The 15,341-nt window shown below is 73.6% G+C and carries 15 protein-coding genes and 1 tRNA gene; 10 read left to right on the top strand and 6 right to left on the bottom strand.

The annotated features are described in order from the left end of the window. The first annotated feature begins 11 nt into the window (after positions 1-11). The gene (locus tag IE272_RS21465; protein ID WP_190007553.1) at positions 12-1,136 is read left to right on the top strand and encodes an acyl-CoA dehydrogenase family protein; all 1,125 of its coding nucleotides are present in this window, start codon (positions 12-14) and stop codon (positions 1,134-1,136) included. Then, positions 1,133-2,182: a Zn-dependent alcohol dehydrogenase gene (locus tag IE272_RS21460; protein WP_057665104.1), complete on the top strand. Its 1,050-nt coding sequence runs from the start codon at positions 1,133-1,135 to the stop codon at positions 2,180-2,182. The genes IE272_RS21465 and IE272_RS21460 overlap by 4 nt, the downstream gene beginning before the upstream one ends. Before the next feature lie 9 nt (positions 2,183-2,191). Here the strand turns inward: IE272_RS21460 and IE272_RS21455 are convergent, their stop codons facing one another. Further along, the gene (locus IE272_RS21455; protein WP_057665105.1) at positions 2,192-2,806 is read right to left on the bottom strand and encodes an SRPBCC family protein; all 615 of its coding nucleotides are present in this window, start codon (positions 2,804-2,806) and stop codon (positions 2,192-2,194) included. Positions 2,807-2,950: 144 nt separating this feature from the next. Between IE272_RS21455 and IE272_RS21450 the strand changes: the two genes are divergently transcribed. Further along, complete coding sequence (locus IE272_RS21450; protein ID WP_229897362.1) at positions 2,951-3,739, top strand: TetR/AcrR family transcriptional regulator; 789 nt, start codon at positions 2,951-2,953, stop codon at positions 3,737-3,739. A 27-nt stretch (positions 3,740-3,766) separates the two neighbouring features. Here IE272_RS21450 and IE272_RS21445 read toward each other — a convergent pair whose 3' ends face one another. Then, the gene (locus tag IE272_RS21445; protein ID WP_050361279.1) at positions 3,767-4,759 is read right to left on the bottom strand and encodes a GlxA family transcriptional regulator; all 993 of its coding nucleotides are present in this window, start codon (positions 4,757-4,759) and stop codon (positions 3,767-3,769) included. Between the two features lie 73 nt (positions 4,760-4,832). Here IE272_RS21445 and IE272_RS21440 point away from each other — a divergent pair, with 73 nt between their 5' ends. The 3 genes from IE272_RS21440 (at position 4,833) to IE272_RS21430 (ending at position 8,127) form a co-directional block, all read left to right on the top strand. Continuing rightward, a complete protein-coding gene (locus tag IE272_RS21440) occupies positions 4,833-6,212 on the top strand; it encodes an MFS transporter (RefSeq protein WP_098892159.1) in 1,380 nt (459 codons plus the stop codon). After that, positions 6,209-6,661: a ribosomal maturation YjgA family protein gene (locus IE272_RS21435; protein WP_190007550.1), complete on the top strand. Its 453-nt coding sequence runs from the start codon at positions 6,209-6,211 to the stop codon at positions 6,659-6,661. Before IE272_RS21440 ends, IE272_RS21435 begins: the two co-directional genes overlap by 4 nt. Positions 6,662-6,789: 128 nt before the next feature. Further along, positions 6,790-8,127 carry an MFS transporter gene (locus IE272_RS21430; protein ID WP_056701390.1) on the top strand — a complete coding sequence of 446 codons (1,338 nt, stop codon included), beginning with the start codon at positions 6,790-6,792 and terminating at the stop codon, positions 8,125-8,127. Here the strand turns inward: IE272_RS21430 and IE272_RS21425 are convergent. After that, a complete protein-coding gene (locus IE272_RS21425) occupies positions 8,117-8,716 on the bottom strand; it encodes a flavin reductase family protein (protein ID WP_050361277.1) in 600 nt (199 codons plus the stop codon). The genes IE272_RS21430 and IE272_RS21425 overlap by 11 nt on opposite strands. 67 nt (positions 8,717-8,783) lie before the next feature. Continuing rightward, the gene (locus tag IE272_RS21420) at positions 8,784-9,365 is read right to left on the bottom strand and encodes a CGNR zinc finger domain-containing protein (RefSeq protein ID WP_050361124.1); all 582 of its coding nucleotides are present in this window, start codon (positions 9,363-9,365) and stop codon (positions 8,784-8,786) included. Between the two features lie 169 nt (positions 9,366-9,534). Here IE272_RS21420 and IE272_RS21415 point away from each other — a divergent pair, with 169 nt between their 5' ends. Next, complete coding sequence (locus IE272_RS21415) at positions 9,535-9,990, top strand: VOC family protein (RefSeq protein ID WP_050361123.1); 456 nt, start codon at positions 9,535-9,537, stop codon at positions 9,988-9,990. 28 nt (positions 9,991-10,018) lie between these two features. Then, positions 10,019-10,954: a pyridoxamine 5'-phosphate oxidase family protein gene (locus IE272_RS21410; protein ID WP_056701386.1), complete on the top strand. Its 936-nt coding sequence runs from the start codon at positions 10,019-10,021 to the stop codon at positions 10,952-10,954. A gap of 15 nt (positions 10,955-10,969) precedes the next feature. Here the strand turns inward: IE272_RS21410 and IE272_RS21405 are convergent, their stop codons facing one another. Both IE272_RS21405 and IE272_RS21400 read right to left on the bottom strand, forming a co-directional pair. After that, positions 10,970-11,821 (bottom strand): enoyl-CoA hydratase/isomerase family protein, encoded by an 852-nt coding sequence (locus tag IE272_RS21405; protein WP_190007548.1) that lies wholly within the window; start codon positions 11,819-11,821, stop codon positions 10,970-10,972. Beyond that, positions 11,812-14,040, bottom strand: a complete 2,229-nt coding sequence (locus IE272_RS21400; protein ID WP_098892164.1) for an acetate--CoA ligase family protein — start codon at positions 14,038-14,040, stop codon at positions 11,812-11,814. The genes IE272_RS21405 and IE272_RS21400 overlap by 10 nt, the downstream gene beginning before the upstream one ends. A gap of 203 nt (positions 14,041-14,243) precedes the next feature. Here IE272_RS21400 and IE272_RS21395 point away from each other — a divergent pair. Together IE272_RS21395 and IE272_RS21390 are read left to right on the top strand one after the other, a co-directional pair. Further along, positions 14,244-14,317, top strand: a tRNA-Met gene (locus tag IE272_RS21395). Between the two features lie 148 nt (positions 14,318-14,465). Next, entirely contained in the window at positions 14,466-15,332 is an 867-nt protein-coding gene (locus tag IE272_RS21390) for an NAD(P)H-binding protein (RefSeq protein WP_179890756.1), read from the top strand. Positions 15,333-15,341 lie beyond the last annotated feature (9 nt).

The following is a 15,341-nucleotide window of genomic DNA, read 5'->3' as shown; positions in this document are numbered from 1 at the left end:
AGGAGGCAGACATGGACTTTCGTACCGAGGCGCGCACCTGGCTGGAGGGCCGGCTCGCCGACATCCCCGCCCCCGACCCCCGCGCGTGGGAACGCGAGCTCGGGCACGCCGGGTGGATCGGGATCGGCTGGCCCGGCGCGGACGGGGAGAGTTACGGCAACCGCCGCGCCACCCTCACCCAGCAGGTCGTCTGGGCCGAGGAGTACGCCCGCTCCGGAGCCCCCGCCCGGATGGGCCACATCGGGGAGAACCTTCTCGCCCCGACCCTGATCACGTACGGCACCGAGGAGCAGAAGCAGCGCCATCTGCCCCCCGTCGCCCGGGGCGAGACGCTGTGGTGCCAGGGGTACAGCGAACCGGGCGCGGGCTCCGACCTCGCCGGGGTGCGGACCGCCGCCGTGCCGGACGGGGCGGGCGGGTACGTCGTGACCGGGCAGAAGATCTGGACCTCGCTCGCCCTGGACGCCGACTGGTGCTTCGTCCTCGCCCGCACCGACCCCGGCTCCACCCGCCACCACGGGCTGTCGTTCCTGCTGGTGGAGATGGACCAGCCGGGCCGGATCGAGGTGCGGCCGATCCGGCAGCTGACCGGGACCAGCGAGTTCAACGAGGTCTTCCTCGACGGGGCGCGGGCCGCCGAGGTCGTCGGGGGCGAGGGCAACGGCTGGCAGGTCGCCATGGGCCTCCTCGCCCTGGAGCGCGGGGTGTCCACCCTGGCCCAGCAGATCGGGTTCGCCCGGGAGTTGGACCAGGTGGTCGCCGCCGCCGTGGCGAGCGGGGCCGCCGAGGACCCGGTCATCAGGGCCCGGCTCGTCCGGCAGTGGGCGGAGCTGGACACCATGCGCCGGCACGCCCTGCGCACCCTCGGATCCACCGGCGACCCGGGCGCGCCCAGCGTGGCGAAGCTGCTGTGGGGCGGCTGGCACCAGCGGCTCGGCGAACTGGCCGTGCAGGTCACGGGCGAGGCGGGGGCCGTCGGACCCGAGCCCTGGTCGCAGCGGCGGCCGTACGAACTCGACAGCGCACAGCACCTGTTCCTCTTCAGTCGGGCCGACACCATCTACGGCGGCTCCGACGAGATCCAGCGGAACATCATCGCCGAGCGGGTGCTCGGCCTACCGAGGGAGCCGAGATGAGAGGCGTCGTCTTCGACGGCACACGGACCGAGGTCGTGGACGACCTGGAGATACGGGACCCGGGCCCCGGGGAGGTGCTGGTGGCGGTCGCCGCCGCCGGACTCTGCCACAGCGATCTGTCGGTGATCGACGGCACGATCCCCTTCCCGGTCCCCGTCGTGCTCGGTCATGAGGGCGCGGGCGTCGTCGAGGCCGTCGGGCCCGGCGTCGGCCACGTGAAGCCCGGTGACCACGTGGCGCTCTCCACCCTCGCCAACTGCGGGGCCTGCGCCCAGTGCGACCGGGGGAGGCCGACCATGTGCCGGAAGGCCATCGGGCGTCCGGGGCGCCCGTTCTCGCGGGGCGGGAAGCCGCTGTTCCAGTTCGCCTCCAACTCCGCTTTCGCCGAACGCACGGTGGTGCGGGCCGTCCAGGCCGTGAAGATCCCGGACGACCTGCCCCTCACCTCGGCCGCCCTGATCGGCTGCGGGGTCCTGACCGGTGTCGGGGCCGTCCTCAACCGGGCGAAGGTCGGCCTGGGCGACACCGTCGTGGTCATCGGCACCGGCGGCATCGGCCTCAACGTGCTCCAGGGGGCCCGGCTGGCCGGGGCGCTCACCGTCGTCGCCGTCGACAGCAACCCGGCGAAGGAGGCGGTGGCCCGGCAGTTCGGCGCCACGCACTTCCTGACGAGCGCGGAGGGCGTGCGCGACATCCTGCCCGACGGGGCCGACCACGCCTTCGAGTGCGTCGGCCGCACCGAGCTGATCCGCCAGGCGATCGACCTGCTCGACCGGCACGGGCAGGCCGTGCTGCTGGGCGTACCGGCGGCGAGCGCCGAGGCGTCGTTCCTGGTCTCCTCGATGTACCTGGACAAGTCGATCCTCGGCTGCCGCTACGGCTCCTCGCGGCCGCAGCGCGACATCGCCCTGTACGCGGACCTCTACCGGGAGGGCCGACTGCTGCTGGACGAACTGGTCACCGAGACGTACCCGGTGGAGGACTTCGCCAAGGCGGCCGACGACGCGCACCACGGGCGGGTGGCCCGGGGGGTCCTGGTCTTCTGACCCGCCGGTTCAGCACGACCGGGCCTCGGCGGCGGTCTTCAGCTCGCCGAGCCACGCTTCGAGGCCCTGCCGGAGGATCTCGGTCGCGAAGGGGACGTCTCCCTCGACCTGCTCCCCGGTGTGGGTCTCCTCGGTGCGGACGAGGACGCCGCCCGCGACCTCGGTGAAGGTCCAGACGTGCACGCCGTCGATGTGCAGCCCCTCGCCGGTGGCCGGCCCGGTCCAGCGGATGCAGGAGCCGCGCTTCAGCTGCTCGACGGTGGAGGTGATGTCCAGGCTGGTGGCGGGCGTCGCCGGGTTCGGCGGGATCGGGGTCGTCCAGCGGAACGCCGAACCCGGGCGGAAGGGCCCGTGGTCGAGGCGGTCCATGCTCGTGACGTGGCTCTGCCAGTCCGGCCAGCGCTCCACATCGGTCTGGAGCTTCCAGACGGTGCTCAGCGGTGCGTCGATCATCCTCTCGGTCCGGACGCGGACCTCGGCCCCGGAGTCGACGCCCTCGCCCCGGCAGGTGAGGGGCTTCGCGGGGTGCGGCGCCGCCCCGGCGGGTGCGGTGGCGGCGCCGAGGACGCCGGCGGCGATCAGCGGGACGGTGAACAGGGCGGCGGCGGTGCGGGCGCGGGACATGGCGGGACTCCCTGAGGAAGCTAGAGGGTTCTGCGTTCGTGAGAAGTTGTAACGCACGCGGACCGGGGGGTCAACTGCTTTCGTGATACCTTCTAACGAAACTTTGAGCAGGTAGCTTCGGGGTCGGGAAGGTGGTGGCGAAGCATGGTCGACAAGACAGGCGTGGCGGGCGCGGCGGATACGGACGCGGCAGCTGGTGCCGATGCCGACGCGAAGAGCGGCGGGAAGGCCGGTGCGAAGACCGGCGGGAAAGCCGGCGGGAAAACCGGTGCGAAGAGCGACGCGAAAGCCGGTGCGGCGACCCCGCGCGAGCGCTATCGCGCCCAGGTGCGCGCGGAGATCAAGGAGCACGCGTGGAAGCAGATCGCCGAGGCCGGCACCTCCGCGCTCTCCCTCAACGCGATCGCCAAGCAGATGGGCGTGAGCGGTCCCGCGCTGTACCGCTACTTCGCCGGCCGTGACGAGCTGATCACCGAGCTGATCCGGGACGCGTACCGGAGCCTCGCCGACGCCGTCCACGCGGCGGCCGTCACCGGCGCCGACCCGGCCGGGCTCGCGCACGTCCTGCGCGACTGGGCCCTGGCGGACCCCCACCGGTACTTCCTCATCTACGGCACCCCCGTCCCCGGCTACCACGCGCCCGACGAGATCACCGGCATCTCGTCGGAGATCATGGCCGACCTGCTGACCGCCTGCGCGGCCCTCGAACCGGACGCGCCCGCCACCCCGTTCGCCGCCCACCTGGCCGGCCACCGCGACTGGGCCGGCGACCACCCGGCTCCGCCCGCCGCACTCCACCGGGCCATCACGTTCTGGACCCGGCTGCACGGCGTGCTGTCCCTGGAGCTGGCCGGTCACTTCACCGGCATGGCCTTCGACCCCGCCCTGCTCTACGAGGCCGAGATCGACGACCTGCGGGCACCCCGGGGCTGAGAGCGTGTCGGGCGAGGCGCGAGGGCCTCAGGACGCGGTGTCCGCCGAGGACCGGAACGTACGCCGGTAGGCCGTCGGCGGTACGCCCAGGGCGGCCTGGAGGTGCTGGCGCAGCGAGGTCGCCGTGCCGAAGCCCGCGTCCCGGGCCACCTGGTCGATGGACAGGTCCGTCGACTCCAGCAGATGCCGGGCCCGTTCCACCCGCTGCTGGGTGAGCCACTGGCCGGGGCTGATCCCGACCTCCTCGCGGAAGCGGCGCGTGAACGTCCGTACGCTCATCGCCTCGTGCTCCGCCATGTCCCGCAGCAGGATCGGCCGGTCGAGGCGGGTCAGCGCCCAGGCCCGGGCGCCGGTGGTGGTCGCGAACTGCGGCTCGGGGACGGGCCGGTGGATGTACTGGGCCTGCCCGCCGTCCCGGTGCGGGGGCACGACGGTGCGGCGGGCGATCTCGTTCGCGACGGCCGTCCCGTGGTCGCGCCGCACCAGGTGCAGGCAGAGGTCGATCCCGGCGGCGACCCCGGCGGAGGTGAGGACGTCGCCGTCGTCGATGAACAGGACGCCCGGGTCGACGCGGACCTGCGGGAAGGTCCGCTGGAAGTGGTCGGCGGAGGACCAGTGCGTGGTGGCGGGGCGGCCGTCGAGATACCCGGCCGCCGCCAGGACGTAACTGCCGGTGCAGATGGAGACCATCCGGGTGCCGGGCCTGACCAGGGCGAGTGCGGCGGCCAGCTCCTCGGTGAGCCGCCCCTCGTCGAAGACCGGGCCCAGCTCGTAGGAGGCGGGGACGACCACCGTGTCGGCGGTGGCGAGGGCCTCCGGGCCGCGCTCCACCAGGATGGAGAAGTCCGCGTCGGTCCGGACCGGGCCCGGCGGGCGGACGGAGCAGGTCACCACGTCGTACAGCTTCCTGCCCTTCCCGCCCGGCTCCGTGCCGATACTGCGGCCGAAGATCCGCTGGGGAATGCCCAGTTCGAAGGGGAGCAGCCCGTCGAGGGCCAGAACGACGACGCGGTGCGGCACGGCGGCCTCCTCGAAGATCACAGGAAATTCCTGTAGTGGTATAGACCACGAGCTGGTACAGGTTAGCGACGTGATGGAGAAGCCGACAGAGCGCGCGTCCATTCCCGACGCCGCGTGCGACACCCGAACGACCCCGAACCCGAACCAGGTCCCGAACCAGCTCCCGACCCTGCCTCCGCTCGATCCCGGCGGACCGGGCGGCCCCGCCGGATCGGGCCTGGGCTCCGGGTCCTCCTTCGGTTCCGCGCCCGGCCCCTCGGGGCTCTGGAACCGCAACTTCCGCTACTTCTTCGTGGCCCGTACGGTCGCGCTCTTCGGCGACGGCATGATCCCGGTGGCCCTGACCGCCGGGCTGCTGGGCGCGGGGCGGCCCGCATCGTCGGTCGGCTTCGCACTCGCCGCCTGGATGGGGCCGCTGGCGGTGTTCGTCCTGTTCGGCGGGGTGCTCGCCGACCGGTTCACCCCGCGCCGCATGATGATCATCGCCGACGTTCTGCGGCTGGGCGGCGCCTCCGTGCTGGCCGTGACCTTCGCGACGGGCAACCCGCCGCTGTGGGCGGTGTACGTCCTCAGCTCGGTGGCCGGCGTCGGCGCGGCGCTCTTCCAGCCCGGGGTCGCCTCGACCGTGCCGCGCGTCTCCACCGACGTCCAGCGCGCCAACGCCGTCCTGCGGGTCGCGGAAGCGCTGATGACCATGGCCGGACCCGCCTTCGCCGGGGCGCTCGTCGGCATCGCCAGCGCCGGGGCCGTCTACGCGGCGAACGCGGCGACCTTCGCGGTCTCCGGAGTCTGCCTCTTCCTGATGCGGCTGGCCCCGGCCCCGCACGACGACGCGGCGCGCGGCACGTTCGCCGCCGAACTGGTCGACGGGTGGCGGGAGTTCCGGGCCCGGTCCTGGCTGTGGGGTGTGATCGCGGTCTGGACGGTGTACGGCTTCGCGGTCCTCGGCCCGATGCTCCCGCTGACCGCCGTCCTGGTCACCGAGGCGCACGGCTCGGGGGCGTACGGGATGCTGATGGCGGTGAACGGGGCGGGCAGCGTCGTCGGCGGACTCCTGGCCCTGCGGCTGCGCCCGTCGCATCCGCTGGCGGCGGGGGCGGTGGCGCTGCCGCTGGTCGCGGTGAGCCTGCTGGTGCTGGCGCTCGGGATGCCGTTGCCGGTGCTGGCGGCGGGGCAGTTGCTGGCGGGCGGATCGGCCGCGTTCTGGCTGGTGATGTGGTCCACGACGGTCCAGACGCACGTCCCGCCGGAGGCCCTGAACCGGCTGCACGCCTACGACGTGGCCGGCTCGCTCCTGATGGTCGCGGCGGGCCGCGCCCTGGCGGGACCGGTGGCCGAGGCGGTCGGGGCGCCGGAGCTGCTGGTGGCGGCGGCCGTGATCAACATGGGAGTGGTGGCGGTGCTGCTGGTGGCCCGCCCGATCCGGCAGCTCAAGAGGATCGGGCTCGTATGAGGCCGCCGGCGCGGCCCGAGGCGCTCACGGCTCACACCCTCGGGGTGCGCGCGGTCGCGGCGGTGGCGGCCGTCGTCACCGTCGCCGCGGGGCTGGCCGTCCGCGCCGGAGCGGACGGCGCCTTCGCCAAGTACGCCGGGAGCGCGCTCTACACGGTGCTGCTCTGCGCCCTCGTCGCCCTCTGCGCGCCCCGCGCACGGCCGGCCGCGGTGGCCTCCACGGCGCTCGGCCTGAGCTGGGCGGTGGAGTTCGCGCAGCTCACCGGCGTACCGGCGGAGTGGTCGGCGCACAGTACGGCGGCCCGGCTGGTGTTCGGCTCGACCTTCAACGCACCGGACCTGTTCTGGTACGCGGTCGGCGCGGCGGCGGCCTGGGCCGTGCACACGGGGGTCCGGCGGCGCGCCGCCTCCGCTGCCGGACGCGCTCCCGGGGCCGCTGCGTCCCGATGACCTCGCAGGGCGCGGAGACCGGTCCGCCGCCCACCGGTCCGCCGTCCTTCGGGGCGTGGCCCGATCCCTGCGAACCGTGCCCTCCGGGCCACTCGTCACGAAACGCGCGGGCCGGGAAGCTGATCCCCGTGACAGAAACCGTCGAAAACGCCGCTCGGGTCGACCGGCGCCCGCCCCGCGACAAGCGCCGACGTCCCCGCGTCCACCGGGCGTGGATCGTCGCCGCCGTCACCTTCGTGACGATCATCGGCGGTGCGGCGTTCAACTCCCTGCCCGGACTGCTCATCGACCCGCTCCACGACGAGTTCGGCTGGTCCCGGGGCGAGATCGGGCTCGCGGTCTCCATCGACATGGCGCTGTACGGGCTGACCGCGCCGTTCGCCGCCGCGCTGATGGACCGCTTCGGTATCCGCCGGGTCGTGGCGATCGCGCTCACCATGGTGGCGGCCGGGGCGGTCGCCAGTGTCTGGATGACCGCCTCCTGGCAGCTGATGATCTACTGGGGGCTGCTCGTCGGCCTCGGTACCGGGTCCATGGCGATGGCCTTCGCCGCGACCGTCACCAACCGCTGGTTCGTCACCCGCCGAGGTCTGGTCACCGGCATCCTCACCGCGGCGGGGGCCTCCGGACAGCTCGTCTTCCTGCCGCTCTGCGCCTGGATCGTCGACCAACACGGCTGGCGGCCCGCCTCGGTCACCGTCGCCCTGGCGTCCCTCGTCGTCGTCCCGTTCGTCTGGCTCCTGATGCGCGACCACCCGGCCGACGTGGGGCTGGCCCCGTACGGCGGTACGTATCTGGCGAAGCCCGCACCCGCCCGGGGCGCCGCGCGCCGGACGGTGCGCGTGCTGTTCGACGCGGCCCGCACCGGCCCGTTCTGGCTGCTGGCGGGCGCCTTCGCGATCTGCGGGGCCTCCACCAACGGTCTGATCCGCACCCACTTCGTCCCGTTCGCCCACGACAACCACATGCCCACCGTTGTGGCGGCCTCGCTGCTCGCGGTGATCGGCGTCTTCGACATCATCGGCACGATCCTCTCCGGCTGGCTCACCGACCGCTTCGACGCCCGCAGGCTGCTCGCCGTCTACTACGCGCTGCGCGGCATCTCCCTGCTGTTCCTGCCGCTGCTGATCTACCCCGAGGTGCAGCCGCCGATGATCTTCTTCATCGTGTTCTACGGGCTGGACTGGGTCGCCACGGTCCCGCCGACGCTGGCGCTCTGCCGCGAGCAGTACGGCGACGACAGCGCGATCGTCTTCGGCTGGGTGCTGGCCTCGCACCAGGTGGGCGCGGCGGTCGTGGCGTTCCTCGGCGGGGTCGCGCGGGACGTGTTCGGCAGATACGACGTGGTCTGGTACGCGGCGGGTGCGCTGTGCGCGATGGCGGCGCTGATGTCCCTGGTGATCCGCCGGCGTCACGCCGCGGACCAGGCCCCGGTCACGGACAGACCGGGCGGGCTCAGCGGCTGAACCGGCCGAACGCGCCCCGGTGGAACAGCAGCGGCTCGCCCTCGTCCGACGCGCCCAGCGCCTCCACCCGGCCGACCACGATGAGGTGGTCGCCGCCGGTGTGGACGGCGTGGATGCGGCAGTCGATCCAGGCGGGCACGGAGTCCAGCAGCGGCGACCCGGTCGCCGGGGCGTCCCCGTGGGCGACTCCGGCGAACTTGTCGGCGCCGCTCACCGCGAACCCCCGGCACAGCGCACCCTGTTCGGCCCCCAGGATGTTCACGCAGAACGCGCCGGCGCGGGCGATGCGCGGCCAGGTCGTCGACGTACGGGCGACCATGAAGGAGACCAGCGGCGGGTCCAGCGACAGCGAGGCGAAGGACTGGCAGGCGAAGCCCGCGGGGCCGTCCGCGTCGCGCGCGGTGATCACGGTGACGCCGCTGGCGAAGTGGCCCAGCACGCGCCGGAACTCGTCCGGGGCGACGGGCAGCCGCTCGTCGTCCCGGACTGCTCTCAGGTCGGGCCGGGGCAGCGCCTCGGGCGGCGTACCCGGCGCGGCTGTCGTGGCGGCGCCGACGGACCTGAGGTACCGGACGGCGGTGGCGGCCATGCCTGCGTGTCCCATCACGCCGTCCATTAGAGCTGACGGATCGTCAGATGTGAAGCCGTGCGGGCGGTCAGGTGCCGGAACGCCGGGCGTAGTGGCGCTGCGCCTTCGCGCGGTTGCCGCAGCCGGCCATGGAGCACCAGCGGCGCGTGCCGTTCTTGGACGCGTCGTGGAAGTGCAGGACGCAGGCGTCGTTCGCGCAGGAGCGGATGCGCTCGGGTCGGTCCACGGCCAGTCGTAGCCAGTTCTCCGCCGCGTACCAGGCGGGCAGCCAGGACGGCTCGTCCACCTCCACCACGGACTCCGGTGCCCCGTCGGGCCCCAGTGTGCGGCGGATGCGCCCGTGGCGGAGGACCTCGTTCAGCCGGGCGGCCTGCTCGGGGGTGGCCGGATCGCGGAGGGCGGCCGTGGTGGCCAGGGCGTCGAGCGCCGCGCGGGCCAGGAGCAGCCGGTCCAGCGAGGCCTGGTCGGCGGCGGGGTCGGGGCCGAGGTGTTCCCGTACCGGGGGGCTGTCGAGCCAGACGGCCAGACCGGAGACGGAGTCCAGCAGGTCGTGCGGGCCGTCCCCGTCGATCCAGCGGGTGTTGAGCAGGTCGATGGCGAGCGGCTCGCCGGTCAGCGGCCGGGGGTCGGCCCCGGAGGGGTGCGGCACGGCTGGGCTCCTTTCGTCACGCGGGGGAGGCGGGCGGGGATGGCTGGTCCGTCGAGCATAACCAGCCAAACGAAGATCACCGGTTGACGCTGCCTCTTCTAACCCTCAAACTTCGTATCAACGGTTACGCGAGCACCTCGCGGCCCCGATCAAGGGAACGGGATCATCCATGAGCGAGGCGAAGAACCTCCAGACCGGCCATGTCGGCCTCAACGTCACCGACCTGGAACGCTCGGCCGCCTTCTACCGCGAGGTCTTCGACTTCGAGGTGCTGGCCGAGGGCAAGGACGCCGATCGCCGCTGGGCCTTCCTGGGGCGTGACTCCCGGCTCGTGGTCACCCTGTGGCAGCAGAGCGAGGGCACGTTCGCGACGGCCCTCCCCGGTCTCCACCACCTCTCGTTCCAGGTGGACTCCGTCGAGGAGGTCCGGGCCACCGAGGAGGTCCTGCGCGGGCTGGGCGCGGAGTTCGCCCACGAGGGCGTCGTGCCGCACGGCGAGAGCGGCACCTCGGGCGGCATCTTCTTCACCGACCCCGACGGCATCCGCCTGGAGGTCTACGCGCCGACTGGGGCCGACCCGGCGGACGCACCTACCGAAGCTGCTCCCACCTGCGGCTTCTTCTAGGACCGGCAGAAAGGCAAGGTGCGGGACCATGAGTGGATATCACCGGGGTGAGATCGCCGTGCAGGAGCGGGCGGGGCTCATCCGGCGGGCGTCGGGCGCGCAGCGGGCCATCCGCTCCGACATCCCCGAGGTGGCGGCGGACTTCCTCGGCCGGCAGCCCTTCCTGGTGGTGGGCGGTGCGGACGAGTGGGGGCGGATCTGGGCGACCCAGCTCACCGGCGCACCGGGATTCCTGAGCGTCCCCGCGCCGGACACCCTGGTCATCGGGGCTCTGCCCCTGCCCGACGACCCGCTGGCCGGTCTGCTGTCCGGCGCGGGCACGGCAGGGGCCGCCCCCGCCCGGCTCGGCATGATCGGCATCGAACCGGCCACCCGTCGCCGGATGCGGATGAACGGCCGGGCGGTCCGCGCCGGGGGCGGGCTCCGTGTCGACCTCGACGAGGCCGTCGCCAACTGCCCCAAGTACATCCAGGTGCGCGAGCATCGCCGGATCGCCCCGTGCGAGGACACCGGGCAGCGGCACACGGTCGCGGACGGCGACGCGCTGAACCCCGCGCAGCAGGAGGCGCTGCGGGCCGCCGACACCTTCTTCGTCGCCACCGCCTCCGACCGGGGCGACGCCGACGCCTCGCACCGGGGCGGCAACCCGGGCTTCGTCCAGGTGCTCACGTCCCGACTGCTGCGCTGGCCCGACTATGCGGGCAACGGCATGTTCCTGACCCTGGGCAACCTCGAACTCAACCCGGCCGCCGGTCTTCTCCTGCCCGGCTGGGACACCGGGTCCTCCCTCCACCTGACCGGCTTCGCCCGAACGGTCTGGGACGCGGACGAGGTGGCGCGGGTGCCGGGGGCGGAGCGCCTCGTGGAGTTCGAGGTCACCGCCGTACGGGAGATCGCCGCCGCCTCCCCGCTGCGCTGGTCGGAACCCGAATTCCACCGCTTCAACCCGCCGGTGGCGGGTTGAGCCCCGGTGCTCCGGTCAGCGCCCCCGGTACTCCGGCGACCGGCGCTCGACGAAGGACCCCACGCCCTCGTTGGCGTCGCGGGTGGTCATGTTGATCTCCTGGGCGGCGGCCTCCGCCGCGAACGCCGTGGCCCGGTCGCCGTCCAGCGAGGCGTTCACCAGCTGTTTGGTCAGGGCGAGGGCCCGGGTGGGCCCGGCCGCCAGCCGGCCCGCCCACTCCTTGGCCAGGGCCTCCAGCTCCTCGCCCGGAACCGTGCGGTTGACCAGACCCAGCCGTTCCGCGTCCGCCGCGGGCAACGCGTCCCCGAAGAACATCAGCTCCTTGGCGCGCTGCGGGCCCACCAGCCGGGGCAGCAGATACGCGCCGCCGCCGTCCGGGACGAGTCCCCGGCGTACGAAGACCTCGATGAACCGCGCCGTGTCGGCCGCCAGGACCAGATCGCACGCGAACGCCAGATGCGCGCCGATCCCGGCCGCCGTCCCGTTGACGGCGGCGATCACCGGCTTCTCGCAGTCCAGCACGGCGGCGATCAGCCGCTGTGCGCCGAGCCGGATCGTGCGGGCGACGTCCCCGGGGACTCGTTCGCCTGTCGGGGCCGGGGTGGAGCGCAGGTCGGCTCCCGCGCAGAAGCCCCGGCCGGTGGCGGTGAGCACGACGGCCCGTACCGCGGGGTCGGCGGAGGCCTCGGCCAGCAGGGCGATGATCAGCTCCCGCTGGTCCCATGTGACCGCGTTCATGGCCTCCGGGCGGTTGAGGGTGATCCACGAGACGCCGCCGTCGAGGGAGTGCAGGACCGTCGTGTCCCGGGGGGCGGCCTCCACCCCGTCGCGGGGAGCGGCGCCCGCCGCCTCCGCGCTCACCGGCACACCGCCAGCGCGTCCAGGGCCACCGCGCCCTGCCCTCGGCCCAGCACCACCAGCGGGTTGATGTCCAGCTCCGTCAGGTCGTCGCCCAGCTCCAGGGCCATGCGCTGCACCCGCAGCACCACTTCGACGAGGGCGTCCACATCGACGGGGGGTCCGCCGCGCACCCCCTCCAGCAGAGCCCGGCCGCGCAGCTCGCCGAGCATGTCCCGGGCCTGCTGCTCGCCGAACGGCGGCACCCGGACCGCCGCGTCGTGCAGCACCTCCACCAGGACCCCGCCGAGCCCCACCGTGACGGTCGGGCCGAAGAGCGCGTCGTGGGTCACCCCGACCATCATCTCGACGCCCCGGTCGATCATCTGGCAGACCAGGATGCCGTCCAGGTCCACGGACTCGTACCGGGCGATGTCGGTCAGCTCGCGGTAGGCGTCGCGGACCTGGCTGGCCGAGGTGAGGCCGACCTTCACCAGGCCCAGCTCCGTCTTGTGGGCGAGCCGGGGTCCGGAGGCCTTCATCACCACCGGGTAGCCGACCGGGCCGGCCGCCCGGACCGCCGCCGCCGCGCTGGTCACCAACTGCTCGCGCGGCACCCGGATCCCGTACGCGCGCAGGAGCTGCTTCGCCGCGTGCTCGCTGAGCTGCTGTCCCGGCCGCAGCAGGCCCTGTGCCTTGCGGAAGGAGGGCGACGGGGTGCGCGGGGCGTCCTCGAAGGGGGAGCGGTAGCGGTCGGTGAAGCGGTGGTGGTCCAGGTAGGCCTTCACGGCGGTGACGCAGTTGCCGAACGTACGGAAGGTGGCGAGGCGGGAGGAGCCCAGCAGGGTGGTGCGGTAGGCGTCCTCGGTGCCGACGGGGGAGCCCCAGATGACGCAGACCAGCTTGTCGGTGGCCTCCGCCGCGTCCGCCAGGTCCTGGGCGAGCCGGTCGCTCATCGGGGGGAAGGGGCCGGTGATCGGACAGATCAGCACCCCGACCGACGGGTCCGCGAGGATCGCGTCGATGATCTTCCGGCCGCGCCAGTCGCCGACCGGGTGGCCGCCGTTGTCGATGGGGTTGGCGACGTTCAGGTAGTCGGGTATCCAGGTGTGCAGTTCGTCCTGCTTGGCGGCGGAGAGGGCGGGCAGTGAGAGCCCCGCCGCCGTCGCCAGGTCCGCGAAGTGCGCGCCGGTGCCGCCGGAGATCGAGTACACCGCGACCCCCTCGGCCTGCGGCGGCCGGGCGCGGGCCAACAGGGCGGCGGTGTCCTGGAGTTCGTCCAGGCCGTTCACCCGGATCACCCCGAACTGGCGCATCGCCGCGTCCACCACCTGGTCCGCCCCGGTCAGCTTGCCGGTGTGCGAGGCGGCGGTCCTGGCCCCGGCCTCCGTGCGGCCGACCTTCACGGCGACGACGGGGACCTTGGCGCGGGCGGCCCGGTCGGCGGCGAGCAGGAAGGAGCGGCCGTCCTTGAGCCCCTCGACGTAACAGGCGATGGCCCCGACCTCGGGGAGCTGGGCGAAGTACGCGAGGAAGTCGGCGGTCTCCAGATCGGCCTCGTTGCCCGTGGGGGCCCAGTGCGAGAGCCGGATGCCCAGCTCCTGGAGGGCGTGGAGCGGGCGGCCCTGGTGCCCGGACTGGGTGATCAGGGCGATGGCGGGGCCCTCCAGGTCCTCCCGGAACCGCTCGAAGGCGTTCAGGTTGGTGTTCGGCCCGAGCAGCCGCAGCCCGGAGCGTTCCACGGCCGCCGCCAGCCGGGCCTGGGCCTCCGCGCCCGCCTCTCCCGTCTCGGCGAACCCCGAGGCGAAGGCGACGGCGAAGGGCACCTTGGCCTCGCCCAGCTCCTCGATCACCGGGAGCGGGTCCGCGACCAGCAGGACCGCGAGGTCGACCGGCTCGGGCGCCTCGGCGACCGAGGGGAAGCAGTCCCGGCCGAACACGGTCCGCCGGGTCGGGTGCACCGGGTACAGCCGGGCCCCCACCCGGTCGGCCCAGGCGATGAGCTGCCGGGTGATGCCGGTGTTGGGGCGGCCCTCGGCGTCCGAGGCCCCCACGACCGCCACGGACCGGGGCCGGAAGAAGCGGTCCAGGTCGGGCACGGTCAGGTGCAGAGGTCGCCCGCTGACGTCGGGGCCGCCCCGGGCCGAGGCCGTCGGCAGGCTGACGACGGAGGCGTGCGGTTCCTCGCCGCAGGCCACCACCCGGGCACGGAAGTCGGTGGTGAGGGTGCCGTGAGTCGATCCAAGCATCGTTCCGCCCACTCCTGCTCGATGGTCCGCCGGTGAACTGGCGGAGCCGGCCGATTAGCTGACACCCTGTCAGGTTACTGAACTGACGCTGCGTCAGGAATGGGTGTGCAGGCAAAGGCTCGTGTGAGCACCGGGCCGCTGTGCGGGCGGAGCCTCCCGTGGTCACGGAGCGGCATTCCGTGGCGTAGGGTGGTGTTTACCGACGCGGGGTGGAGCAGCTCGGTAGCTCGCTGGGCTCATAACCCAGAGGTCGCAGGTTCAAATCCTGTCCCCGCTACTGAAGAACACGACCGGGGCCCGGATCCACATGGATCCGGGCCCCGGTCGTGTTCCTGCCTGCGTGCCGGCCTCCGCCGGACGCTCGGACATCCCTCCCGGACGCTGAGCCATGGGCGGGGGCCGCCCCGCCGGGCGAGGCTGGTGCCATGACTCGGACAGACGTGAACCCCGTGCAGCAACCCGTACTCGTGACCGGCGGCACCGGCAAGACCGGCCGCCGGGTGGTGGCCCGGCTCCGTGAGCTGGGGGTGGAGACCCGGGCGGCCTCGCGGTCCGGCGACACCCCGTTCGACTGGGCCGACCCCGCCACCTGGGCGGCCGCCCTGGACGGGGCCGCCGCCGTCTACATCACCCCGCTCGACGCCTCGCCCTCCCCGACGCCCGCCTTCGTCGAACAGGCCGTCGCGAGCGGGGTGCGGAGGCTGGTGCTGCTCTCGGCCCGGGGCACGGACGAGCCCGGCTACTTCGGCCCCGGTTACGAGGGCGGCGGCCCGCACGGCGAGGGGGAGCGGGCCGTACGCGCCTCCGGGGTGACCTGGACGATCCTGCGGCCCGGCTGGTTCGCGCAGAACTTCAGCGAGGGCGTCTTCCTCGACGGCGTACGCGGCGGTGAACTGGCGCTGCCCACCGGGGACGGGAGGGCCGCGTTCGTCGACGCCGACGACATCGCGGCCGTGGCCGTCGCCGCGCTCACCGAGGACGGCCACGCGGGCCAGGAGTACGGGCTCTCGGGCCCCCGCGCGCTCGGCATCGACGAGGTCCTGGACGAGATCGCGAAGGAGACCGGGAAGCGCGCCGCGTACGTCCCCGTCGACGCGTCCGCCTTCCGCGCCGGGCTCGTCGCCCAGGGCTTCCCGGACGAGGAGGCAGGCCTCTGGACGGACGCGCTGAAGCCGATCACCACCAGCCGGGAGGCGCCCGTCCTGGACGGGGTGCGCCGGGCGCTCGGCCGGGAGCCGCGCGACTTCGCCGCGTTCGTCCGGGACGCGGCGGCGAAGGGAGCCTGGGGCTGAGGCCCCGGA

Source organism: Streptomyces anulatus (assembly GCF_014650675.1).
Lineage (GTDB): Bacteria > Actinomycetota > Actinomycetes > Streptomycetales > Streptomycetaceae > Streptomyces > Streptomyces anulatus.
The sequence above is the reverse complement of the archived record's forward strand: the minus strand, read 5'-3'. Positions and strand labels throughout refer to the sequence as shown.